Genomic DNA, 22903 nt, shown 5'->3' on the forward strand with positions numbered 1-22903 from the left:
AGCCGCCCAAGCCATCCCAAGCGGAGAAGGTCCGGATGTTCAGCAAGGATCTCGAAGTCACCATCGGCCACTGCTACAAGCAGGCCCGCGAGCAGCGCCACGAATTCATGACCGTGGAGCACCTGTTGCTCGCACTCACCGAAAACCAGTCGGCGCTCGGCGCGTTGCGTGCGTGCGGCGTGGACCTGCCGCGGCTGTCGGCCGAGCTCGAGCGCATCATCGCCGAGACCGTGCCGGTGCTGCCGCACGGCGACGAGCGCGACACCCAGCCGACGCTCGGCTTTCAGCGCGTGCTGCAGCGCGCGGTCTACCACGTGCAATCCTCGGGCCGTAAGGAGGTCACCGGCGCCAACGTGCTGGTGGCGATCTTCGGCGAGAAGGATTCCCATGCGGTCTACTTCCTGCATCAGCAGGAGATCACCCGGTTGGACGTGGTCAACTACATCTCGCACGGCATCGCCAAGATCGGCGACGAGCCGAGCACCGGCATGCCCGGCAGCGAGCGCGAGGGCGAGGAAGGCGCCGACAGCAAGGGCAACCCCCTGAACGAGTACGCCACCAACCTCAACGAATTGGCGCTGGAAGGGAAAATCGACCCGCTGATCGGCCGCCAGGACGAGATCGAGCGCACCATCCAGGTGCTCTGCCGCCGCCGCAAGAACAACCCGCTCTACGTGGGCGAGGCCGGCGTGGGCAAGACCGCGCTGGCCGAGGGCCTGGCAAAGCGTATCGTCGAGGGTGAGGTGCCCGAGGTGCTGGAAGGCGCCGTGATCTGGGCGCTGGACCTGGGTGCGCTGGTCGCCGGCACCAAGTACCGCGGCGATTTCGAAAAGCGCCTGAAGGCGGTGATCACCCAGCTCAAGAAGCAGCAGGGCGCGATTCTTTTCATCGACGAGATCCATACGATCATCGGTGCGGGCTCGGCTTCGGGCGGCACCATGGATGCGTCCAACCTGATCAAGCCGATGCTCGCCTCGGGCGAGTTGCGCTGCATCGGATCGACCACCTTCCAGGAATTCCGCGGCATCTTCGAGAAGGACCGCGCGCTGGCCCGCCGCTTCCAGAAGATCGACGTGGTCGAGCCGACCATCGCCGACAGCATCGAGATCCTCAAGGGCCTGAGGAGCCGCTTCGAGGAGCACCACAACGTCGCCTACACCAACGAGGCACTGAAGGCGGCGGTGGACCTGTCGGTCAAACACATTCCCGACCGCCTGCTGCCGGACAAGGCCATCGACGTGATCGACGAGGCCGGCGCACGCCAGCGTCTGCTGCCGGAAGGCCAGCGCGTGGGCAAGATCGACGTGCCGGAGGTGGAGTACATCGTGGCCAAGATGGCGCGCATACCGGCCAAGCAGGTGTCCGCGTCCGACCGCGACGTGCTCAAGAACCTCGAGCGCAACCTCAAGATGGTGGTGTTCGGGCAGGACCAGGCGATCGAGGCGCTGGCCGCGTCGATCAAGATGGCCCGCTCCGGCCTGGCCGACCCGAGCAAGCCGATCGGCAGCTTCCTGCTCGCAGGTCCCACGGGCGTCGGCAAGACCGAGGTGACCAAGCAGCTCGCGCTGCAGCTGGGCATCGAGATGATCCGCTTCGACATGTCCGAGTACATGGAGGCGCATTCGGTCTCGCGGCTGGTCGGCGCGCCCCCGGGCTACGTGGGCTTCGACCAGGGCGGCCTGCTCACCGAGCAGATCACCAAGCATCCGCATGCCGTGCTGCTGCTGGACGAGATCGAGAAGGCGCATCCGGATGTGTTCAACATCCTGCTGCAGGTGATGGACCGCGGCGTGCTCACCGACACCAACGGGCGCGAGGCGAATTTCAAGAACGTCATCGTGGTGATGACCACCAACGCCGGCGCGCAGCAGGCGGCGCGGCGCAGCATCGGTTTCGTCAAGCAGGACCACGCCACCGACGCGATGGAGGTGATCCGCAAGATGTTCACGCCAGAGTTCCGCAACCGCCTGGATGCGGTAATCCAATTCCATCCGCTGGACTTCGAGCACATCCTGCGCGTGGTCGACAAGTTCCTGATCGAGCTGGAGGCACAGCTGGCCGACAAGCACGTGGTGCTGGACGTTGACGCGGATGCCCGCCGCTGGCTGGCCGAGCACGGCTTCGACCCGCAGATGGGCGCGCGGCCGATGGCCCGCGTCATCCAGGAAAAGGTCAAGCGCGCGCTGGCCGACGAGCTCCTGTTCGGCAAGCTGGCTGACGGCGGCAAGGTGATCCTGGGCGTGCGCGACGGCGAACTGCACGTGGAGACCGAGGCTGCCGAGAAGATGCCGGCGGTAGTGGAGTAGCCGGGAAGGGAAGGCGCGCTTCGCCGACACCCTCTCCAGCCAGGCACTGGCAGAGGGCGTCGCCGGAATCCGCGCACGAAAAAAGGCCGCGCACTGCGCGGCCTTTTTCTTGTCTGCGACGTCGCCCTACTTCATGCGGTAGGTGATCCGCCCCTTGGTCAGGTCGTAGGGAGTCATCTCCACCTTGACCTTGTCGCCCGTGAGGATGCGGATGTAGTGCTTGCGCATGCGGCCGGAGATATGGGCGGTGATCACGTGCCCGTTCTCCAGCTGTACGCGGAACATGGTGTTGGGCAGGGTCTCCTGGACCGTGCCTTCCATTTCGATGACGTCGTCTTTTGCCATGCGTTCCGGTGTGTCTGGGCCCGGCCGTGGCGGCCGCGTAAGCGGGGAAGTATGCCACGTCCAGGCGCCTGATCAAAGAAAGCTCAGGCGGCGCGCCCGAAATACTCGTCCAGCTTGCGCCGGATCTCCTGCTCGACCATGCCCTTGAGCGGCGAAAGCATCAGACCGAGCTCGGCAGTGACGTGCACCTCGTTGGGTGCCATGGCGATGGCGCCATTCACGCCGGAGCGCGAAAAACGCAGCGTGTCACCCTGCCACTGGCTCTGCATGTCGAACTTCTCGCGCATGCGCGCGGCCACCTTGTCGACCACGGCGCGGGCCTGGTCGGGCGGCAGGTTGTGCGGGCGGCGGATATCGATCTTCGGCATCGGGAAGCGCTCCGTGAGAGCTGCCTATCTTACGCGGCCTGCGCGAAGGGCAAGGCCTGCATCTGCTAGAGTCCCGCCGTCTTTTGACTGGTTCGCAGATGCGCATCGAGTTTCCCAATTCGGCTCGCGAGGATTTTCGCTGGGCGCAGGCCGCGTTGAGCATCGGCAGTGCGCCGGACAACGACCTGCTGGTGTCCCCCCAGCAAGGCGCGTCGCATCACCTGCGCATCCGGCAGGATCGCCGCGGCTGGGTGCTGGAGGTGCTTTCAGGGGCCGGCCGCGTCTACGTCAACGCGCGCCCGGTACGCGAGCGTGCCTTGCTGCATCCGGGCGACATCCTGAGCCTGGGCGATTGCCGCATGCTGTTGTGCTCGGACGAGGATCCGGCATCGCGCGCGCCCCTGGCGTCCTCGCCGCAAGGCCAATGCACGGCCGCCCTGCGCGCGGTAGCCGGGCCGCTGTCGGGCCGCGTCTTCCCGATACGCGGGCGGCTGGAATTCGGACCGCAGGGCGACCAGTCGCTGGACCTGCCGCAGGCGGGCTCGGCCACGCTGGCGCTGTTCTGGAAGGACGGCGAACTGCGCGTGGCGGCCGGACCGACGCCGGCGCGCTACCCGCTGCGCCTCAACGGTGTGCCGGTGGAGCAGGCGGTGCTGCATCCGGATGACCAGTTGGGCATCGCCATGCACCGTTTCCTGGTCGACGCTCCGGGGCTCTTGCCCGCACCCGCGGTGACGCCCCAGGAGCCGTCGGCCGAGCGCCTGCCCGAAGATGCGGCCGGCCCGCGGGGCGAGGTGTGGTGGCTGATCGCCACGGCCGCGGTGCTGGCGCTGTGCATCGCGTTGATTCTGCTGGTGCGGTTCTAGCGGGCCCGCGCCCAGCCAGCCGCCTGCTCAGGCTTCGGCCATCCGCCGCAGATCGTCCAGCCGGTCGGCGTCGGCGATGGAAAGATCGGTACGCCAGCGCAGGATGCGCGGGAAGCGGACCGCTACGCCCGACTTGTGCCGCCCGGAGCGCTGGATCGCCTCGTAGGCCAATTCGAAAACGTGCTGCGGTTCGACCGAGCGCACCGGCCCGAAGCGCTCGATGGTATGGGCGCGTATCCACGCATCCAGTCGCGCGATCTCCGCGTCGTCCAGTCCCGAGTACGCCTTGGCCACCGGCACCAGATGCCCGCGGTCCCACACGCCGAAGGTGTAGTCGGTGAACAACCCGGCGCGCCGGCCGTGGCCGGACTGGGCGTAGATCAGCACGGCGTCCAGCGTGTAGGGATCGACCTTCCACTTCCACCAGTCGCCGCGCCTGCGGCCGACCCGGTAGGGCGAGTCCAGCCGCTTGAGCATCAGGCCCTCGGTGCGGCGCAGGCGCGACTGCTCGCGCAACTGCGCGAGGGTCTCCCAGTCGTGCGCATCGGCAGCCAGCGACAGCGTCAGCGCGGGCGGCACGTCCTGCAGCAGGCGCGCCAGCCGCTCCCGCCGCTCGCGCAGCGGCGTTTCGCGCAGGTCGGCGCCGTCCAGTTCCAGCAGGTCGTAGGCCATGAAACGCACCGGCGTCTCGGCCAGCAGCTTCGGGCCAGGCTTGAGCTTGCCGATGCGCTTCTGCAAGGCGGTGAACGGACGCGGCGCCGCGGCCAGGTCGTCCCAGGCGAGGATTTCGCCGTCGAGTACGCAACCCGGCGGCAAGGCGCGGGCGGCCTGCTCGATCTCGGGGAAGCGGCCGTCCAGCCGTTCCTCGCCGCGCGACCATAGCCGCGCCTCGTCGTCGCGGCGCATGAGCTGGGCGCGGATGCCGTCCCATTTCCACTCGGCCAGCCATTGCCGGCGCTCGCCCAGGCTCTCCACCGGGGCCTCCAGCGGCGAGGCGAGAAAGAACGGGTAGGGCCGGTGCTCGCGATGGGCGTCGTCGCCTGCCGGTTGCGCCAGCGCCGCAAGCGAGGCGGCGCCAGGTGTCCAGTCGCCGCTGAGGCGGTGGGCGATCAGGTCGGTGGGCAACTGCGACCACACGGCGAGCGCCTGCACCACCAGGCGCCGGGAGACACCCACGCGCAGCGCCCCGGTGATCAGCTTGTTGAGCAGGAAGATCTCTTCCGCAGGCAGCACGCGCCACCAGGCCTCCAGCTGCGCCACGCGAGCGGGCGGATCCAGCCGCGCCAGCGCGGGCAGGCGCTGCTCCATCCATGCGTGCAGCGGGACATCGTCGAAGGGACCATTCTCCGAAGGCAGCAGCAGCGCGATCGCCTCGGCCAGGTCGCCCACGTGCGCATAGCTCTCCTCGATGAGCCAGTCGGGGTAGCCGGTGGCCTCGCCGGTGGCCTGGCGCAACTCGGTGACGCTGGCGAGCCGGCGCAGCTTGCCGCCGCCCAGCACGTACACCGCCCAGGCGGCATCGGTCGGGGGTGCGTCGTGCAGGTAGGCGGCGATGGCGTCGCGCTTGGCGGAGGTGGCGCCGGTGCGGTCCAGCGCGGCATAGAGATCGGCAAAGCGGCGCATCAGCCGTGCCCCAATGCCGCCAGCGGCAGCGCGTCGTGGCCCTGCTCGCGCAGGTAGCGCACCAGGGCATCGCCGTCGCCATGGGTGACGTAGATGCGGCGTGCGCCGGTGTCGCGCACGCTGCGCAGCAGGCCGTCCCAGTCGGCGTGGTCGGACACCACGAAGCCACGTTCGTAGCCGCGCCGCCGGCGGTTGCCGCGCACCTGCATCCAGCCGGAGGCGAAGGCAGTGGACGCGCCGGAGAAGCGCCGCATCCACGGCGAGCCGGCGGCGTAAGGCGGCGCCAGTACCAGTTCGCCCGCCAGCGCGGCGCCGCGTGCGTTCTCGTCCAGCGGTCGGGTGGGCGGCATCGCCACGCCGGCCTCGCGGTAGATCGCGGTCAGGTGCAGCAACGCGCCGTGCAGGTGGACCACGCGGTCGATGCGCGGCGCGAGCTCGGCCAGCAAGCGCTGCGCCTTGCCCAGCGCATAGCAGAACAGCACCGCCGGCACCTGGCGGCGGACGCAGTCGTCCCACCAGGCGAGCAGCTCGTCGATCACCCGTTCCATCGGCGGCCAGCGGTACACGGGCCAGGCGAAGGTCGACTCGGTGACGAAGGTGTCGCAGGGAACCGGTTCGAAGGGCGCGCAGGTCGGGTCGGCCTCGCGCTTGTAGTCACCCGAGACCACCACCACGCGCCCGGCGTGCTCCATACGCACCTGCGCCGCGCCCAGCATGTGGCCGGACGGGTGCAGCGACACGCGCACCCCGCCGAGGACGAACGGCTCGCCATAGTCGTACGCCTCGATAGCTGCCGGTTCACCCAGCCGCTCGCGCATCAGCGCAAGGCCGGCCCGCGCCACGTGGTAGCGCGCGTTGCCCTGGCGCGCATGGTCGCCGTGCGCATGCGTGACCACCGCCTGCGCCACCGGCTCGGCCGGGTCGACGTAGAAGCCGCCGGTGGGGCAGTAGAGGCCTTCGGGGCGGGGCTGGAGCAGCGCGTCGGGCATGCCTGGATGCTGGGCGGGCACGCGTCAAGTTCGCGGCAACAGTCGCTTCAGCTCCCTCTCCTCGGGCACCGCCGGGGGAGAGGGCTGGGAAAGGGGGAGGCCTTTCGCTCGTCTGGGCGACCCTTCGACTTCGCCCTGCGGGCTACGCTCAGGGCGAACGGCTGATCGTCAGGCGACGAACTGCAGCCTCGCCAGCTCGGCGTAGAGCCCGCCCTCGGCCAGCAGGCTCTCATGCGTACCCTGGGCGACGATGCGGCCGCCATCCATCACCACGATGCGGTCGGCACGCTGCACGGTAGCCAGGCGGTGGGCGATGACCAGCGTGGTGCGGCCTTTTTCCAGGCGCTCGAGCGCCTGCTGGATCGCCGCTTCGGATTGCGCGTCCAGCGCCGAGGTGGCTTCGTCCAGCAGCAGCAGCGGGGCATCGCGCAGGATGGCTCGGGCGATGGCGATGCGCTGGCGCTGGCCGCCGGAAAGGCGCACGCCGCGCTCGCCCAATTCCGCGCCGTACCCTTCGGCCAGGGCGCTGATGAAATCGTGCGCCTCGGCGGCATGGGCCGCTTCGCGCACCTCGCCTTCGTCCGCGTCCTGCCGGCCGAAGCGGATGTTGTCGGCGGCGCTGCCGGCGAAGATCACCGTTTCCTGCGGCACCAGCGCGATGGCGCCGCGCAGCTCGGGCAGCGCCATCGCGCGCAGGTCCATGCCGTCCAGGCGGATCGTGCCGCGCTGCGGGTCGTAGAAGCGCAGCAACAGCGCAAACACCGTGCTCTTGCCGGCGCCGGACGGGCCGACAAGGGCGACCGTCTCGCCCGGCCGGACGTCCAGGCTGAAATCGTGCAGCGCAGGCGCATCCGGCCGCGTGGGGTAGTGGAAGCCGACGTGCTCGAAGCGCAGCGCGCCGCGCACCGGCCGGGGCAGCGCGAGCGGCTGGGGCGGATCGGCGATCTGCGCGCGCTCGGCGAACAGCTCGCCGATGCGCTCCATGGCGCCGGCCGCGCGCAGCACGTCGCCCCAGACTTCCGACAGGCCGGCCACCGAGCCCGCGGCGAACACGGCATAGAGCACGAACTGCCCGAGCACGCCGGCCTGCAGCGTGCCGGCCACCACGTCGCGCGCACCGGCCCACAGCACCAGCGTGATCGCGCCGAAGAACAGCACGATCACCGCCGCGGTCAGCAGCGCGCGCATGCCGATGCGCCGCCGCGCGCTCTGCAGCGCACGCTCGATGGCGCTGGCGTAGCGCACGCTCTCGATGTCCTCGCGCGCGTAGGCCTTGACCGCCGGCGCCGCGTTGAGCGTCTCGTTGGCGATCGCGGCGGCATCGGCGAGGCGGTCCTGGCTGGTGCGCGAGAGCTTCTGCACGCGCCGCCCGAACACCAGGATAGGCAGCATCACCGCCGGGATCACCAGCGCGGTGAGCCCGGCCAGGCGCGGACTGGTCCACACCATCATGGCGCTGGCGCCCAGCAGCATCACCGCGCTGCGCAGCGCCACCGAGATGCCCGAGCCGATCAGCGCCTGCACCACTTCGGTATCGGTGCCCAGACGCGAGGTGAGCTCGCCCACGCGCGAGCGTTCGAAGAAGCCCACATCCAGGCGGATCACGTGCGCATAGAGCTTGGCCCGCAGCGCCGCCAGCGCACGCTCGCCCAGCAGGGTGATGCAGAAGTAGCGCGCGGCGGTGGCGAAGGCCAGCACCAGCGCCACGCCGAACAGACCGAGGAAGGTGCGGTTGATGGCCTCGCTGCTGGCGTGCCCGAAGCCGGCCTCGATCATGTGCCGCACGGCCATCGGCAGCACCAGCGTCGAGCCGGAAGACAAGGCCAGGAACACCAGCCATCCGGCCGCCAACGCCTTGTGCGGCTTGAGGAAGGGCCAGAGCTGGCGCAGCGCGCCAATGCGGCGCCTGGATGGGTCGGTGCGGTCCGCGCTCATGCAAGGGCTCGTGTGGGTAAGCCTTGCCCAGATTGGGGCCGCCGCGGTCGATTCAATCGTCCGCCGGCCGCCCTGACGGAACGGGGCGCCGAAGCGCCGCGTCCATGCCTACGCTGGATACAGGCCTCAGGCGGTGCCGTTGCGCATCCCCATGCGCCACACCCAGCGGTACATCAACACAACTACCGCGGCGAACGCCGCACCGCCGATGAAAATCGCCCAGGTGCCGAATTCTGGGCCGACCAGCGACAGCGGCGCCTCGCGGTTGGAGAAGCCGAGCTTGTCCGAGAACGCCACCAGTGCCGCGATCACCACGCCGATGATGCTCTCGCCCACGATCAGCCCAGAGGCGAGCAGCACGCCGAGTTGCTTGGTGGAATCGGGCCGCGCGCTGCGGTCGGCGCGGCGGTCGAAGTACCAGCCGACGATGGAGCCCACCGTTACCATCAGCGTGCTGGTGGTCGGCAGGTAGATGCCCAGACCCACCGCCAGCGGCGGCAGGCGCATGTGCCGGGTGGTCCTGGCGAGCACCGCGTCCAGGATGATGATGACCACGCCGATCAGCGCACCGACCTCGATCAGGCCCCAGTCGATGTTGCCCTGGATCACGCCCTGGCCCAGCGCCGAGATCAGGCCGGCCTGCGGGGCAGGCAGGGCCGAAGGGCCGACGCCCGGCACGCCGGCGAAGCCGTAGGCCTTGTTCACCAGGTCGAGCACCGGCGGAATCACGGCGGCGCCGGCGACCACGCCGATCACCAGCGCGGCCTGCTGCTTCCACGGCGTGGCGTCGACCAGCTGGCCGGTCTTCAAGTCCTGCAGGTTGTTGTTGGCGATCGCCGCCACGGTGAACACAACCGAGGTGATGAACAGCGCGAAGGCGACCAGCGCCTTGCCTTCCTCCGGGCCGACGTGCGGCTTGACGAAGCCCACCAGCAGCAGCGCAGCGGCGATCACCACCAGGATGCCCACGCCCGAGAGCGGGCTGTTGGACGAGCCGATCAGGCCGGCCATGTAGCCGCACACGGTGGAGACGAAGAAGCCCATCAGCACCACGAACGCCACGCCGCCGATGGCCAGCACGGCGACGTGGTCGCCCAGCCCGCTGGTGGTGCCGAAGTAGCCGAGCAGCCAGGCGATCGGCACGAAGCAGGCCAGCGTGATCAGCCCGACCAGGCCGATCGGGATGTCGCGCTCGGTACGCGGCAGCGTGTCGGCCTGGCCGGCCTTGCGAACGCGCGCGGCCGCCATTGCGCCAGCCAGGCCGGCGATCACCGGACGCACCAGCTTGGCCAGCGTCCACACCGCGGACACGCCGATCGCGCCAGCGCCGACGAAGCGCACCTTGTGGCTCCAGGTGGCCTGCGCCAGGTCGGCCGCGGCGGTGGTCAGGTCGCCGCTCAGCAGCGAATAGTGCGGCACGCCCCAGCCCCAGCCGATCAACGCGCCCACCAGCATCGCGATGCCCACCGACAGGCCCACCAGGTGGCCGATCGCGAACAGCGCGAAGGAAAGGTTGAAATCGAAGCCACTGACCGAACCGCGGTCGCCCAGGCGGAAGTAGCTCACCACGTCGCTGGCGAAGACCCGCGTGGCCACCACGATGGCGAACGCCGCGGAGGCGACCGAACCCCAGATCACCGCCAGCAGGCCGGCGCGGCTCTCCTCGGTGGCCGAGGCCGAGCTGTCGTCGCTGCCGCCGACCTTGAGCACCTCGGCGCAGGCTACGCCCTCGGGGTAGGGCAGGTCGGAGTTGGTGACCAGCGCGCGGCGCAGCGGGATCGAATACATCACGCCCAGGATGCCGCCCAGTGCGCATACCGCAAAGGAGATCCAGAACGGGAAATGCGACCACCAGCCGATCATGATCATGCCGGGCAGCACGAAGATGATCGAGGACAGCGTGCCGGCCGCCGAGGCGATCGTCTGGACGACGTTGTTCTCCTGGATGGTCGAGTCGCGGAAGCCGCGCAGCAGCGCCATGGACAGCACCGCCGCCGGGATCGAGGTGGCGAAGGTGAGGCCGGCCTTCAGGCCGAAGAACACATTCGCTGCGGTGAAGACGACGGTGATCACGACGCCGATGAGCACGCCGCGCAAGGTGAGTTCGGTGCGCCGGTCGGCGCCTTGGATCTGGGCTGTCACGTGGTTTGGATCCTGAGCTTGCTGGTGGTTCCCCCGCGCGCCGACCGCCGGCACGCCCCCGTTGCGGCCGCTCCCCGCAGCCGCAACGGGAGCATAGCGTGATCGTGGCGGCGGCGGCCGCCCAGGGCGGACGATGCCGCTCAGTCGAGCCGGTGGACGCCGCCCCTGCCGCGGGTGAGGTCGACGATGCGCGCCTGCGCCTCGGCGGCATGCGCGGCTGGCAGCTTCAGTTCGAGCGTCGCACCGTCGGCGTCGAAGCTTTCGTTCTCCACGCGGGCCTGCCAGAGCGGGCAGCGCGCCTTGAGCAGGGCGAGATCGGCGAAGGTGCAATGCACGACCAGCCGCGCCATCGCCACCAGCGGCACGCGCTCGGCCAGGCGCAGGCATTCGGCAGCGGTGCCGCCATAGGCGCGCACCAGCCCGCCGGCGCCGAGCTTGATGCCGCCGTACCAGCGGGTCACCACCACCATCACGCGGTCGGTGCCGGCACCTTCGATCGCCTGCAGGATCGGCCGGCCGGCCGTGCCTCCCGGCTCGCCGTCGTCGTTGAAGCGGTAGTCCTGGCCGATGCGGTAGGCCCAGCAGTTGTGCGTGGCGTCCGGATCGGCCACCTCGTGCAGGAACGCCGTGGCCTGCTCGACCGACTGCACCGGCGCGGCCTGCGCCAGGAAGCGGCTCTTGCGGATGTCCTGCGCATGCCGGCAGACGGCGGCCAGGACGTGCAATGGATCGGGCATGCGTAGGGTGCGGTGCGGCGGCTGCGGCACGTTAGCATGCGGCACGAGGGCTCGTGCGTCGTGCGCGCTTCGCTCACCCGGAGCTGCGCATAATGTCGGGCTCGCCTCGTCAAAAGGATCGCCGATGACCGTTCCGCTGTTGATCGCACTGCTCGCCGGCGCCTGGCTGGCCGGCCGGCTGGGATGGCGCAGGGCCAGGCAGGCCGGCATCGTGCTGGCGCTGGTAAGCGTGTTCGCGGTCGGCTGCGGGCTGGTGCCCAAGGTATTGCTGAGGCCCTGGCAATCGCCCTACGCGCAGCGGCCGGCACTGGACTGGGCGCCATCCAACGCGATCGTGCTGCTCACCGCCGGCGTGACCTATCCGCCGGGCGGCCCGCTGGAGCCGGGGCATACGGCCTACTCGCGCATCGCCGAGGCGGTGTCGCTCTACCGCGGTTGCCGCATGTCCGGTGCGCGCTGCACCGTGCTGATCAGCGGCGGCGATGCGCTGTCCACCGGCGAGCCGCTGGCGCTGACCTACCAGCGCACGCTGGAGCGGCTGGGCGTGCCCGAGGCCGACCAGGTGCTCGAGATGCGCAGCCGCACCACCTGGCAGAACGCGCAGTTCGCGCGGGTGCCGCTGGCGCGCATCGACGCCGACCGGGTCTGGCTGGTGACCTCGGCGCACCACCTGCGGCGCGCGGTGTTCGCGTTCCGCCGCTTCGGCCTCGACGTGACGCCGGTGCGCGCCGACTACCTGCGCGGCGTTTGGTCGATGCTGCCCAGCGCCTACAACCTGTCGGTCACCGACGCGGTGCTGCACGAGTACGTGGGCATGGCGCTGTACCATTGGTACGCATGGCGCGGGCGCACCGACGCGCCGCCCGAGGGCGCCGGCCCGCCGGTCGACTGAAGGCGGATCAGCCGGGCCGGCGCATCACCATCAGCCGCGTCTCGCTCATGTCCTCGATGGCGTAGCGCACGCCCTCGCGGCCGAAGCCGGAAAGCTTGACGCCGCCGTAGGGCATGTTGTCCACGCGGAAGCTGGGGATGTCGTTGACGATCACCCCGCCCTGTTCGAGCTCGTCCCAGGCACGCATGGCGTGCTCCAGCGAGTCGGTGAAGATGCCCGCTTGCAGGCCGTAGTCCGAATCGTTCACCTTCGCGATGGCCTCGTCGAAGGTGTCGAACGGCGCCAGCAGCGCGAACGGGCCGAAGGCTTCCATGCGATTGGCCTTGGCCCCGCGCGGCACCTCTTCCATCAGCGTGGCCTCCAGCATGTTGCCCTGGCGCTTGCCGCCGCACAGCAGTCGGGCGCCGGCCTTGCGTGCCTCCTCGACCCAGCCCTGCAGGCGCTCGGCGGCGGCCTCGTCGATCATCGGGCCGATGAACACGTCCTTCTTTCTCGGATCGCCGGCCTTGAGCTTTTTCGTTGCGGCGACCAGCTTCTTCTTCAGCGTGTCGTAAATCGAGGCGTGCGCGTAAATGCGCTGCACCCCGATGCAGCTCTGGCCCGATTGGTAGAACGCGCCGAACACCAGCCGCTCGACGATGGCGTCGAGCTTGCCGCGCTGGTCGCCATCGACGATGCAGGCGGCATTGCCGCCCAGTTCCAGCACCACCTTCTTGCGGCCGGCGCGAGCCTTGAGGTCCCAGCCGATCTGCCCGCCGGTGAAGGAGAGCAGCTTGAAGCGCTCGTCCTCCACCAGCGGCGACGCGTGTCGGCCATCCACCGGCAGGATCGAGAACGCGCCCTTGGGCAGGTCGGTCTCGGCCAGCACCTGGCCGATGATCAGCGCGCCGATGGGCGTCTTCTCCGAGGGCTTGAGCACGAACGGGCAGCCCGCGGCGATCGCCGGCGCGACCTTGTGCGCCACCAGGTTGAGCGGGAAGTTGAACGGCGTGATGAAGGACACCGGGCCGATCGGCACGCGTTTGGTGTACCCGTGGTAGCCGTCCAGGCGCGGGGCCAGCTCCAGGGTGAGGGTTTGGCCGTCGATGCGCACGGCCTCGGCGGCGGCGATCCGGAAGGTCTCGATCAGCCGCGTGACCTCGCCGGCGGCGTCCTTGATCGGCTTGCCGGCCTCGATGCACAGCGCCATCGCCAGTTCGTCGCGGCGTTCGGTGAAGCGCGCCACGCAATGCTCCAGTACCGCCTGGCGCGCCCACGGCTTGAACGCCCGCATCGGAGAGGCGGCAGCTGCCGCGGAGGCGATCGCCTTGCCGATCGCCTTGCCGTCGGGCACCGCCACGCGCGTGGCGATCTTGCCGCTGTACTTGTCGCGCACTTCCAGGTCGGCATTGGGCTGTTGCGGACGGTTGGCCAGGAAGTAGGGGTAGGTCTTGTCGAGCATGGACGTCTCCCGGGGGCAGGGCAGGGTGCCGTCTTGCGCGTTGCCGATGCGTGAGCCGACGCCGCTACGGCTCGTCGGTCACCCGCAGGGAAAGCTCGCCTTCGGCCAGCCGCGCGCGCAGCGGCGTGCCGGCCGGGGCTTGCCTGGCGTCGCGCAGGACATGGCCATCGCGGTCGAACACGATCGCGTAGCCGCGCTCCAGCGTGGCCAGCGGGCTGACTGCCTGCAGGGCGCGCGCGGACTGCCGGAGGGTCAGCTGCGCGCGCTCCATGCGGTGGCTCATGCATTGCCGCAGCGAGCGTTCGCGCTCGGCCAGGCGCCGCTGCAGCAGCAGCAGCCGCTGGCGCGGATGCTGCGCCAGCAGGCGGGCATGCAGGCGATCGAGACGATGGGCGTGCATGCGCAGGCGCTCGTGCAGCGCGGCGTGCAGGCGCCGCTGCAATGCCGCCAGCCGTTCGCGGTCGCGTGCCAGCCGCGCCTGCGGGCGCTGCGCCTGCAGGCGGGCGAGCAGGTGGTCCACACGCTGGGTCTGCGATTGCAGCAGGCGGCTCTGCAATAGCCGCAGCCGCTGCAAGGCCTGTTCCAGGTGGCGGTGGAGCGCCTGTGCGTCGGGCACCAGCAATTCGGCGGCGGCCGAGGGCGTGGCGGCGCGCAGGTCGGCAGCGAAATCGGCGATGGAGAAGTCGATCTCGTGGCCCACCGCGCTCACTACCGGGATCGGGCTGGCATGCACGGCCCGGGCGACGGCCTCGTCGTTGAAAGCCATCAGGTCTTCCAGCGAACCGCCGCCGCGGGTCAGCAGAAGCACGTCGTGGCGCGCGGCGGCCGCGGCCTTGCGCAGCATGGCTACGATCGCCGGCGGCGCCTCGCGGCCCTGCACCGGCACGGGGAGCACCTCCACCTCGACCAGCGGCCAGCGCCGGCGCAGCACGCTCAGCACGTCGCGGATCGCCGCGCCGGTGGCCGAGGTGATCACGCCGATGCGGCGCGCATAGCGGGGCAGGGCGCGCTTGCGCGAGGCCTCGAACAGGCCTTCGGCGTCCAGCCGCGCCTTGAGCTGCTCGAACTGGCGGCGCAGCGCGCCTTCGCCGGCCAGCTCCATGTGCTCGGCCACCAGCTGGAATTCGCCGCGCGGTTCATACAGTCCGACCCGCGCGCGCACCAGCACGTGCATGCCGTCGGCGGGTTTGAAGCGCAGCCAGCCGCTCTTGGGCTTGAACATCGCGGCGCGCACCTGGGCGCCTGCGTCCTTCAGGGTGAAATACAGGTGTCCCGAGGCCGGCCGCGACACGTTGCACAGCTCGCCCTCGATCCACACCAGCGGCAGCGCGTCTTCCAGCAACCCCCGCACCAGCCGGTTGAGCGTGCTGGGGGTGAGCACGTTGCGTGGCGGGGTCGTGGAGTGGTCAGGGCTGTGCATGGACCGGCGAGCCTAGCACGAAGCGCTTGGGGAACATGCGCTTGGGCCAGGAAGTGCATGTTGGGTGTCACCTCTTGGCAGGGGCCTGCCGTCAATCCCGCCGCCTGCGCAAGCGCCACACCCTGATGGCCAGATTGAGCGCGAACCACGCGCCGAGCACGGCGATGGGCCAGCTCACCACCTTGGGCCAGACCAGCGCGACGGCGGCAAGCAGGGTCAGTACGGCGATGCCGGCCAACAGCGGGCCGCGCGCGGTGTCGCCCAGCACGCGGCGATCGGTGAGCGCGGCGCCGACGGTGTTGGCGATGCGCAGGGCGCCGGCGGCGGCGCGGCTGGAGCTGCCGCCGGGACGTTTGGGGCGCGGCGGGCGCTCGGTGCTGCTCTTGACCCGCTCGATGTGGGGGCGATGCCTGCGAGGCGCCAGCACGATCTCGGTCGCGTTGGTCAGGTCGCGCTCGTACTGGGCCTCGAGCAGGCCGGCAAAACCCGTGTCCTCCACCGCCACGTCGATCTCGCGGTTGCCCAGCCAGCTGGCGATGTTGAGGTTGGACGATCCCACGCGCGCCCACTGGCCGTCGGCCACGGCGGTCTTGGCGTGCAGCATCGAGCCGTTCCACTCGAATACGCGGATGCCCGCCTTGAGCAGCGGCCGGTAACCCGAGCGCGACATGCCGGCGACCAGCGGCACGTCGCTGGTGCCGGGCACCAGCAGGCGTACGTCCACGCCGTCGCGAGCGGCCGAGGCCAGTGCCTGCACGTACGGCGCCATGCCGACGAAATAGGCGTCGGTGATCCACAGCGTGCGCCGCGCCATCGCTGCGACCTGCTGGTCCAGCCGGTACATGCCGGCGGTGGCCGGCTGCGTGGCGATCACCCTCAGCGCGATTTCGCCGGCCGCCGCGGCGCGCGGTTCGGGCAGGGCAAGCGGCTTGCCCATGCCCGCCCAGCTTTGCGCGAAGGCCAGTTCGAGTTCGGCCACCGCCGGCCCGCGCAGCGATACGCCCGTGTCGCGCCAGGGCGGCACGCCGCGCCGCGCATCGCCCAGCCAGCGCGCGCTGATACACACGCCCGAGAGGAAACCCAGGTCGCCGTCCACCACCAGCAGCTTGCGGTGGTCGCGGGTGATCCAGCCGAACGGCTTGCCTAGTTGCGGCGGGTTGAACATCCGCGCCTCGCCGCCGGCGCGGCGCAACGGCTGCCAGAAGGCATGGCCTGACTGGCCGAGGCAGCCGAGCCAGTCGTACACCACCGCGACCTGCACGCCGGCCCTGGCCCGCTCGACCAGCGCATCGAGGAAGGCGCGGCCGACCGCGTCGTCGCTGATCAGGTAGTTCTCCAGCAGGATGCGTTGGCGCGCACCGCGGATGGCGGCCAGCCAGGCGTCGTAGTGCGCCTGGGCATCGATCAGCAGCCCGACCGCGTTGCCGCCGATCAGCGGCGCGCCGGCGGCGCGGCTCAAGGCCTGTTCGGCCAGGAAGCGGCTGGGCGAGGATGGGATCAGCGGAGTCGTCGCCATCGGGCCAGTGTAGGACATGGCCGGCAGCTTCGATGCGCCACCGGATGCGCGCGGCACGCCGCTTCTGCGATGATCCGCCCATGTCGCCCGCGCCGCGCCTCGAGGACACCGCCGCCTGCGCCAAGCTCATTGCCGACCGGCTGGGGCCGCACCTGTGCGTCGCCGCCCCGCTGGGTCTGGGTAAGCCGCATGGCCTGCTCAACGCGCTCTACCGGCTGACCGTGGCCGATCCGGCCCGCTCGCTGACCCTCTACACCGCGCTGTCGTTGACCCGGCCGCAGCCCAAGCCGGGGCTGGAGCGGCGCTTCCTCGCGCCCTTCCTCGAGCGCCACTTCGGCGCCGACTACGAAGACCCCGAATACGCATTGGCCGAGGCGCGACAAGGCTTGCCGGGCAACGTGGCCGTGCACGAGTTCTACCTGCAGTCCGGCGCCCTGCTGCATGCGCCGCGCGCGCAGCAGGACTACATCAGCCAGAACTACACCCACGTCGCGCGCGACCTGGCGACGCAGGACATCAACCTTTTCGTGCAACTGGTGGCGCGGCGCGAAACGGCGGACGGGCTGCGCTACAGCCTTTCCTGCAACCCCGACCTCACGCTCGACTTCCTGGCGCAGCGCGCGCGGGCCGGCAAGCCACGACCGCTGTGCGTGGCCGTGGTGCACCCGGACCTGCCTTACATGAGCGGCCACGCGGAAGTGGCGGCAGACTTCTTCGACCTGGAACTGGCGCCGGCGCGCTCACCGCGCCTGTTCGCGCTGCCGCGGCCCGCGGTGGACCTCGCCGAATACGCGCTGGGCCTGCATGCCAGCGCGCTGGTGAAGGATGGCGGTTGCCTGCAGATCGGCATCGGTGCGCTGTCCGACGCGCTGGTCAGGGCACTGCTGCTGCGCCAGCAGGACAACGCGGCCTGGCGCGACGGCCTGCGCGCGCTCGATGGCGAGAGCCCGACGCTGTCGCTGGCACGGCGCATCGGCGGGCTCGAGCCGTTCGAGGCCGGTCTGTACGGCGCCAGCGAGATGGTCATGGACGGCTTCATGCACCTGGCCCGTGCCGGCATCCTCAAGCGGCGCAGTTGGGACAACCTCGCGCTGGAGCGCGCCGCCATCGCGGGCCGGCTGAATCCGGCCACGCCCGGCGGGCACTGGCTGCGCGGTGCCTTCTTCCTGGGCAGCCGCGAGCTGTACGAATGGCTCGGCGCGACCGAAGCGGCCGATCCGGATGCCATCGACATGTGCCCGGTGTCCAACGTCAATCACCTCTACGGCGACCACCAGAGCCTGGCCGCGCTGCAGCGTCGTGGCGCGCGCTTCTTCAACACCTGCATGATGGCCACGCTGCTTGGCGCCGCCGTGTCGGACGGCCTGGAGGACGGCCAGGTGGTGAGCGGCGTGGGCGGCCAGTACAACTTCGTGGCGATGGCGCACGAACTGGACGACGGCCGCTCGATCCTGCTGCTGCGTTCGACCCGGCGTGAAGGCGGCCAGGTGCGCACCAACATCCGCTTCAACTATGGCCATACCACCATCGCGCGCCACTTGCGCGACATCGTGGTGACCGAATACGGCGCCGCCGATCTGCGCGGCAAGAGCGACAGCGAATGCATCGAGGCGATGCTTTCGATCTGCGACGCGCGCTTCCTCGACGCGCTGGCCGCCGAGGCCAAGGCGAACGGCAAGCTCGCGGCCGACTTCCGCATCCCGGATGCTTGGCGCCGGCATCGCCCCGAGCACCTGCGCGCGGCGCTGGCGCCGCTGCGGCGCGCTGGCCTGCTGCCGGCGTTCCCCTTCGGCAGCGATTTCGACGAGGTCGAGCAGCGCCTGATGCCAGCCCTGGGCTGGTTGAAGGAGCAGGGCTCGTCCTGGCGCGGACGGGTCGTCCTGGCCAAGGCCCTGCTGCGGCCAGGCGGGCCGGTGGCGGGCGAGACGGAGGCGATTGAGCGCATGCAACTGACCAGGCCCCGGCGCCTAGGCGAACGCCTGGAACGCCGCCTCCTGCTCGCCGCCCTGCGTCGCACTACAGCGGCGGCTTGACGACCATCAGGTAGAAGATCGCCACGAAGGCGACAAACGCCGGCACGCCCAGCGCCACCCAGGCACGGAAGGCGCGCCAGTAGGCAGGCGGCAGTGGCGCTTCCGCGGCGGCCGCCTCGGCGGCCAGGTCGCGCATGCGCACTTGCAGCGCCACCACCGGCAGCCAGCACGCCACCGCCAGCGCGTATAGCAGCACCGACCAGCCGATCCAGCCGCCGTGCCAGGGAATTCTTGCCCATCGCACCATCCAGAAGCCGCTCAGCGGCTGGAACACCACCGTGGTCGCGGTGAACAGCCAGTCGGCGATCACCACGTAGCGGGCCACCACCGCGACCACGCGCACGTCGCGGTGCAGGCTCGCCACCAGCAGGTGGAAGGCCGTGCCGATGCCGGTGCCGAACAGCAGCGTGGAGGACAACACGTGCAGCCACTTGACGATCAGATACTCCATCAGCGCCGCTCCGTGGCATACAGGGCACCGATCAGTGCCAGCATCGGCAGGTTCTTCAGGATCGGCCCGAACGGATGCAGCCAGAACGCCGGCAGGGCGACCGTGATGATGGCCGTATAGGAAAGGATCAGCGCGACCTGCGCCAGGTAGGCCAGGCGCAGCGCCCGGCCACGCAAGGCCAGCGTGGCGACGCCCAGCGCCAGGTCCAGCAGCGCCCCGCCATAGAGCGCCGCGTACGCCGCTGCACCGTGCAGCCCGACGTGGGCGAGCAGGGCGAGGCTGCCGGCCACCGGATACATGCCCAGCGAAAGCGCGGCGGTCACCAGCCACACCAGCGCCACGGCGATGCGTCCCGCCAGCGACCACACGCGCCAAGCAAGCAGTACACGCAGGTCGGCCGCCTCGGCGCGCGACAGGAACAGCCGCGGTGGCCTGGGCGGACGACCCAGCCAGTGCGTGGCGGCTGCGGCATCGGCCGTGTTGCCGCGATCGAGCATGGCCAGCGCCTCGCGGTCGACCCAGCGCCCGCCGAGGCGACCGAGCCGCGCCAGCCAGGCCGTGGGAATGCCGAGCACGCGCAGCCGGCGGCCGCCCAGCGCGTGGCGCAACAGTCCGAGGTAGCGCGCCAACGACAGCGGCCGCGGCCCCACCGCGGCCAGGCGCTCGGGGCGGCGGTCGTCCTCCAGCAGGCGCACCACCAGTGCGGCCACGTCGTTCACGTGGATCGGCTGGACGCGCTGGCGTCCGCCGCCAGGCAGCACCGCCAGCGGCAGCCACGCAAGCAGCATCAGCATGCGGCTGCTCGTGCCGGCCGGGCCGAACACCAGCGAAGGCTGCAGCACCGTGCCACCGGGCACCATCGCGCGCAGCGCCGCATCGCCGGCGCGCTTGCTGCGATGGAAGCGGCTGACCGCGTGCTCGTCGGCACCCAGCGCGGAGACCTGCACCACGCGCGCTATGCCTGCCTCGCGGCAGGCCGCGAACAACGCGCGCGGCGTCTGCGCATGGATGGGCCGGAAGGTCTGCGCACCGTGCTCGGCGAAGATGCCTACCGCGTTGACCACCGCATCGATGCCCTCGAGCCGCGGCAGCCAATCGGACGGGTGCGTATCGTGCGCGAAGTCCACCTCGACGTGGTCTACACCCGCGCCGCCGCTACCCTGCCAGTGCCGGATGCCGCGTACCGGGCGATGGCCGGCCGCCTGCAGCGCGTCGCATACGGTGCGGCCGATCAACCCGTCGGCGCCCAGCACCAGCACGCGCAGACGTGCCTTCCCCCCTCCGGAGCCTTCGCTCATGCCCACGCCGCCCGTGCGCCTGAACTCCTCATGGATCGCCCGCACCAACCTCAGCGGCGCCATTGCCGCGGTGCTGTCGAGCGTGGTGGTGGCGGCGTGTAGTGCGTGCGAAGCGCGCGCGCCGCTTGCAGGGGTGAACGCCGCGAGCCAGTGGTTCTGGGGCCGGCGGGCGAAGTGGCACACCGGAGCGAGCTGGCGCTACACGGCGGTCGGCTATCTGGTGCACCACTTCAGCTCGTTGCTGTGGGCGGGCATCTACGAAGCGTGGTGCCTGCGCCACCCTGCGCCGTCACGGGTATCGGCGGCGCGCGCCGCGGCGGTGGCGACGGCGGCGTGCGTGGTCGACTACACGATCACCCCGCGGCGGTTCCGGCCGGGGTTCGAGCGGCACATCGGTCGTACGTCGATCGCGGCGGTCTATGTGGCCTTCGGCATGGGTCTTTTCGCCGGCGCCTGGGCGCGGCGTCGCCACGCGCGCTGACGTTTTTTTCTCGGCGCCTAATGCATTGGTTCCGAGAAGGTCGGGGTGAGGGCGCAGGACTTGCGAGGAGTGGAAAGGGCGCCTTTTTTTTGTCGCCTTTTTGCGCCCTCCCCTCGACTTGGCTCGCCTGCGGCGGGCTTCCGATCGCCTGACGGCGCTCGGGTCACTTTTCTTTGCTGGCAAAGAAAAGTAACCAAAAGAAACGGCCTGGCTAAGCCCGGTGAGGGATAAGAGCCAGGCGCCGCCTCGCCTTGGTTGGTGCGTGGCATGCTCATAGAGGAGCTGCAGCCGCCTTACCGCGGGCGCTCGGGAGCTGAGGCAAGGGAGGCTGACGCTCCGCTTGCCGATCTCTGGTCCTTATGGGGGCCAGCGACGAGATGCATGTTCCGCGGATGAGGAAAGAGTGGGGTGTGAGCTTCAAACGCGCCCATCCTTGCGACGGACTCGACAGGCGATCGGAAGCCCGCCGCAGGCGAGCCAAGGCGCGGAGAAGCCACGCAAGAACGAGGAAGGTGGAGAAGCCAAGACTTACCCGGGTGGTATTCTTGTGCATTGCCGCACCCAGCGCGGCGCGACGTTCAATCTGACCCTATGAGTGATTCCGTCTCCCAACAGCTGTCACCCGCCGGCCCGGCAACGCGCCGCCCCAGCGTAGGTGTCCGCGTGGGCAAGGTTATGGTGGGCGGCGGCGCACCGATCGTGGTGCAGTCGATGACCAACACCGACACCGAGGATCCGGTCAGCACCGCCAAGCAGATCGCCGAGCTGGCCCGTGCCGGCTCGGAGGTCGTCCGCATCACGGTCAACACGCCGGCGGCCGCCGCGGCGGTGCCGCGCATCGCCGAGCGGTTGGCGATGATGGGCGTGCAGGTGCCGATCGTGGGCGACTTCCACTACAACGGCCACCAGTTGCTGGAAGCGGAGCCGGCGTGCGCCGAGGTGCTGGCCAAGTACCGCATCAATCCCGGCAACGTCGGGTTCGGCAAGAAGAAAGACAGCCAGTTCGCCTCGATCATCGAGAAGGCGATCCAGTACGGCAAGCCGGTGCGCATCGGCGCCAACTGGGGCTCGCTCGACCAGGGGCTCGTCGCCGCGCTGATGGACGAGAACGCGAAGCGCGAGCAGCCGTGGGATGCCGCCGTGGTCGCGCGCGAGGCGCTGATCCGTTCGGCGCTTGATTCGGCGGCGCGCGCCGAGGAACTCGGCCTGGCGCGCGACCGCATCATCCTTTCCTGCAAGGTGTCGGGCGTGCAGGAGTTGATCGCGGTCTACCGCGACCTTGCCGCCCGCTGCGACTACGCCCTGCACCTGGGCCTGACCGAGGCCGGCATGGGCTCGAAAGGCATCACGGCCTCGGCGGCGGCGCTGGGTGTGCTGTTGCAGGAGGGCATCGGCGACACCATCCGCATCTCGCTGACTCCCGAACCCGGCGCCTCGCGCACCGGCGAGGTGATCGTGGCGCAGGAGCTGCTGCAGACGATGGGTCTGCGCGCGTTCACCCCCCTGGTCACCGCCTGCCCTGGCTGCGGGCGCACCACCAGCGAGTTCTTCCAGGAACTGGCCAGGACCGTGCAGACGCACGTGCGGACCAAGATGCCCGAATGGCGCGTGATGTACGACGGCGTGGAGAACCTCACGCTTGCGGTGATGGGGTGCGTGGTCAACGGACCGGGCGAATCCAAGCACGCCAACATCGGCATTTCGCTGCCGGGCAACGGCGAGGCACCGTCGGCGCCGGTGTTCATCGACGGCGAGAAGGCCATGACCCTGCGCGGGGACCGCATCGCCGAGGAATTCGTCGGCATCCTCGACGACTACGTCGCCCGTAAGTACGCCACGCGCGCCGGCTGAGCGGGATGCCGGACCTCGTCGCGCGCCGGAATGTGCGCTGGTTCACGCGTCCGGCGACCACATAGACATCCGCCAGAGGCCTTGTCGACAGCGCAGTCATACCTGCGCGGTGCCGCCGGCAGCCAGCTCGACCCGCACCTGGTCAAGCTGTTCCTGATCACTACCGGGAGATCAAGTCGCTGGGCCTGACGGATGCGACGCTGCCGATG

At 70.1% G+C, this 22903-nt stretch carries 18 protein-coding genes; 6 read left to right on the forward strand and 12 right to left on the reverse strand.

The features are described 5' to 3' along the window. Positions 1 to 35: 35 nt before the first annotated feature. A complete protein-coding gene (gene clpA / locus VGU65_RS08595) occupies positions 36 to 2306 on the forward strand; it encodes an ATP-dependent Clp protease ATP-binding subunit ClpA (RefSeq protein WP_327474677.1) in 2271 nt (756 codons plus the stop codon). A 126-nt stretch (positions 2307 to 2432) separates the two neighbouring features. On the opposite strand, the gene infA is transcribed toward clpA, so the two are convergent. Continuing rightward, on the reverse strand, positions 2433 to 2651 hold the full coding sequence (infA, locus tag VGU65_RS08600; protein ID WP_019466733.1) for a translation initiation factor IF-1: 219 nt from the start codon (positions 2649 to 2651) through the stop codon (positions 2433 to 2435). A gap of 83 nt (positions 2652 to 2734) precedes the next feature. Then, positions 2735 to 3019, reverse strand: coding sequence for a polyhydroxyalkanoic acid system family protein (locus VGU65_RS08605; RefSeq protein ID WP_327474720.1), 285 nt, complete (start codon positions 3017 to 3019; stop codon positions 2735 to 2737). Between the two features lie 98 nt (positions 3020 to 3117). Here VGU65_RS08605 and VGU65_RS08610 point away from each other — a divergent pair, with 98 nt between their 5' ends. Beyond that, a complete protein-coding gene (locus tag VGU65_RS08610) occupies positions 3118 to 3885 on the forward strand; it encodes an FHA domain-containing protein (RefSeq protein WP_327474722.1) in 768 nt (255 codons plus the stop codon). A 27-nt stretch (positions 3886 to 3912) separates the two neighbouring features. On the opposite strand, the gene VGU65_RS08615 is transcribed toward VGU65_RS08610, so the two are convergent. From VGU65_RS08615 to VGU65_RS08635, 5 genes are all read right to left on the reverse strand, one after another. After that, positions 3913 to 5508: an ATP-dependent DNA ligase gene (locus tag VGU65_RS08615; protein WP_327474724.1), complete on the reverse strand. Its 1596-nt coding sequence runs from the start codon at positions 5506 to 5508 to the stop codon at positions 3913 to 3915. After that, the gene (locus tag VGU65_RS08620) at positions 5508 to 6497 is read right to left on the reverse strand and encodes a ligase-associated DNA damage response exonuclease (RefSeq protein ID WP_327474726.1); all 990 of its coding nucleotides are present in this window, start codon (positions 6495 to 6497) and stop codon (positions 5508 to 5510) included. Before VGU65_RS08620 ends, VGU65_RS08615 begins: the two co-directional genes overlap by 1 nt. Before the next feature lie 168 nt (positions 6498 to 6665). Then, positions 6666 to 8432, reverse strand: a complete 1767-nt coding sequence (locus VGU65_RS08625) for an ABC transporter transmembrane domain-containing protein (RefSeq protein ID WP_327474728.1) — start codon at positions 8430 to 8432, stop codon at positions 6666 to 6668. Positions 8433 to 8558: 126 nt separating this feature from the next. Beyond that, entirely contained in the window at positions 8559 to 10574 is a 2016-nt protein-coding gene (locus tag VGU65_RS08630; protein ID WP_327474730.1) for an OPT family oligopeptide transporter, read from the reverse strand. A gap of 140 nt (positions 10575 to 10714) precedes the next feature. Then, positions 10715 to 11311 (reverse strand): IMPACT family protein, encoded by a 597-nt coding sequence (locus VGU65_RS08635; RefSeq protein ID WP_327474732.1) that lies wholly within the window; start codon positions 11309 to 11311, stop codon positions 10715 to 10717. Between the two features lie 124 nt (positions 11312 to 11435). On the opposite strand from VGU65_RS08635, the gene VGU65_RS08640 reads away from it, so the two are divergent. Beyond that, the gene (locus VGU65_RS08640) at positions 11436 to 12203 is read left to right on the forward strand and encodes a YdcF family protein (protein WP_327474733.1); all 768 of its coding nucleotides are present in this window, start codon (positions 11436 to 11438) and stop codon (positions 12201 to 12203) included. A gap of 7 nt (positions 12204 to 12210) precedes the next feature. On the opposite strand, the gene VGU65_RS08645 is transcribed toward VGU65_RS08640, so the two are convergent. The 3 genes from VGU65_RS08645 to VGU65_RS08655 form a co-directional block, all read right to left on the reverse strand. Continuing rightward, entirely contained in the window at positions 12211 to 13644 is a 1434-nt protein-coding gene (locus VGU65_RS08645) for an aldehyde dehydrogenase family protein (protein ID WP_327474734.1), read from the reverse strand. 64 nt (positions 13645 to 13708) lie between these two features. Beyond that, complete coding sequence (gene xseA, locus VGU65_RS08650; protein WP_327474736.1) at positions 13709 to 15064, reverse strand: exodeoxyribonuclease VII large subunit; 1356 nt, start codon at positions 15062 to 15064, stop codon at positions 13709 to 13711. A 91-nt stretch (positions 15065 to 15155) separates the two neighbouring features. Further along, the gene (locus VGU65_RS08655) at positions 15156 to 16598 is read right to left on the reverse strand and encodes a phospholipase D-like domain-containing protein (protein WP_327474738.1); all 1443 of its coding nucleotides are present in this window, start codon (positions 16596 to 16598) and stop codon (positions 15156 to 15158) included. Positions 16599 to 16660: 62 nt separating this feature from the next. Here VGU65_RS08655 and VGU65_RS08660 point away from each other — a divergent pair, with 62 nt between their 5' ends. Continuing rightward, complete coding sequence (locus tag VGU65_RS08660; protein WP_327474739.1) at positions 16661 to 18613, forward strand: acetyl-CoA hydrolase/transferase C-terminal domain-containing protein; 1953 nt, start codon at positions 16661 to 16663, stop codon at positions 18611 to 18613. Here VGU65_RS08660 and VGU65_RS08665 read toward each other — a convergent pair. Together VGU65_RS08665 and VGU65_RS08670 are read right to left on the reverse strand one after the other, a co-directional pair. Next, positions 18597 to 19064 carry a DUF2269 family protein gene (locus tag VGU65_RS08665; RefSeq protein ID WP_327474741.1) on the reverse strand — a complete coding sequence of 156 codons (468 nt, stop codon included), beginning with the start codon at positions 19062 to 19064 and terminating at the stop codon, positions 18597 to 18599. The genes VGU65_RS08660 and VGU65_RS08665 overlap by 17 nt on opposite strands. Next, complete coding sequence (locus tag VGU65_RS08670) at positions 19064 to 20362, reverse strand: NAD(P)H-binding protein (RefSeq protein WP_327474743.1); 1299 nt, start codon at positions 20360 to 20362, stop codon at positions 19064 to 19066. Before VGU65_RS08670 ends, VGU65_RS08665 begins: the two co-directional genes overlap by 1 nt. Here VGU65_RS08670 and VGU65_RS08675 point away from each other — a divergent pair. After that, entirely contained in the window at positions 20361 to 20843 is a 483-nt protein-coding gene (locus VGU65_RS08675; protein WP_327474745.1) for a hypothetical protein, read from the forward strand. The genes VGU65_RS08670 and VGU65_RS08675 overlap by 2 nt on opposite strands. Before the next feature lie 591 nt (positions 20844 to 21434). Continuing rightward, positions 21435 to 22694 carry a flavodoxin-dependent (E)-4-hydroxy-3-methylbut-2-enyl-diphosphate synthase gene (ispG, locus tag VGU65_RS08680; RefSeq protein WP_327474747.1) on the forward strand — a complete coding sequence of 420 codons (1260 nt, stop codon included), beginning with the start codon at positions 21435 to 21437 and terminating at the stop codon, positions 22692 to 22694. The last annotated feature ends 209 nt before the right edge of the window (positions 22695 to 22903 follow it).

It is taken from the genome of Frateuria sp. (genome assembly GCF_035943815.1).
Taxonomy (GTDB): Bacteria; Pseudomonadota; Gammaproteobacteria; order Xanthomonadales; family Rhodanobacteraceae; genus Frateuria_A.